We start from the raw sequence: 1,065 nt of genomic DNA, 5'->3' as shown, positions 1-1,065 counted from the left end.
TCGCCGACGCCGAGGGGCAAAGGCGCGCCAAGGCCGTATGCCTGGGATGTCCGGTGCAGACCGAGTGCCTGGCCGAGGCACTGGACAACCGCATCCAGTTCGGCGTCTGGGGCGGCATGACCGAGAAGGAACGGCGTGCCCTGCTGCGCCGCAGACCCGATGTCACTTCCTGGCGCACTGTCCTGGAAACCGCTCGCCGGGATCGTGAACAACAGCGCGCCAGCTGAAAACGATGCGACCCGCCAGCGGCAGTTCGTCATGGGTATGAGACGGTGCACGACCCATGGTCGTCAGCGTGCCCAAGTGCTGTCCCGTAGGCGTGGTCGCAGACAGCCACAGCCCTATCAGGTGGCCGTTTTCCTCCACAGATGCCTCGACGAGCGCCTTGACGCAGGCCGCGATGCGCGGCGCCGGACCCGCGCCACCCGCACGGGCGAACGGTATGTGCGCCGCGGTGCACAGCAGCGGCGGCGGGCCTCACGGCTTGGTGCGGAACGCGGGGTGAGAGGCTGGGGTGGAGGCCTGGCGGTGTCCCATCATCCGAAGCCGATGCCACCGCCAGGCTTCCTCGGCCTGTGGCTCGGGCCGCCACAGAGTTTGAGCCGGGCTCGGCCCCACGGGGAAGGCGCCGAGCCCGGTCGTATGGTCAACATATCGGGTCAGGCAGGGCAATGAGCGCGATTCGCGTTCCGAGGCGGGTCACGCATGAAGCGCCGACAAGCCGTGCCCCAGCGGCAGGCCCGAGCGTGGAACACCAGCCGGTCCGGATGCCGCTTGCGTCCCGGATGCCGGGCCCGACGCTCGACCTTCGGCAGCAGTGGCATGATCACCGTCCACAGCTCGTCGTCGACTGTCCATGGCTTCGACCGCGCCACCCCGCACCCCCAGATCACCAGTCCCGGAGCGATCCAACCATCTCGAAGATCATTTTGTTAGGAGTTCTAAAACGTTGCCTCAAAGAGCGTTTTGTCCCTGCAGGGGTGTTTGGTGATGGTTTGCCGGGCGGGCTGGTCTGGGATTGCCGGGTCGAATGTGGCTTGACGTTTCTCGCGTGACAGCGGGCAT

At 66.8% G+C, this 1,065-nt stretch carries 1 protein-coding gene; it reads left to right on the top strand.

The features are described 5' to 3' along the window. Window positions 1–227: WhiB family transcriptional regulator (locus tag ACFU5O_RS37495; protein ID WP_384247518.1), on the top strand; the 227-nt coding region annotated here is incomplete at its 5' end. Between the last annotated feature and the right edge of the window lie 838 nt (window positions 228–1,065).

This window comes from Streptomyces sp. NPDC057445 (genome assembly GCF_042802855.1).
In the GTDB taxonomy this organism is placed as follows: domain Bacteria; phylum Actinomycetota; class Actinomycetes; order Streptomycetales; family Streptomycetaceae; genus Streptomyces.
This window is presented reverse-complemented; position numbering and strand designations above follow the sequence as displayed.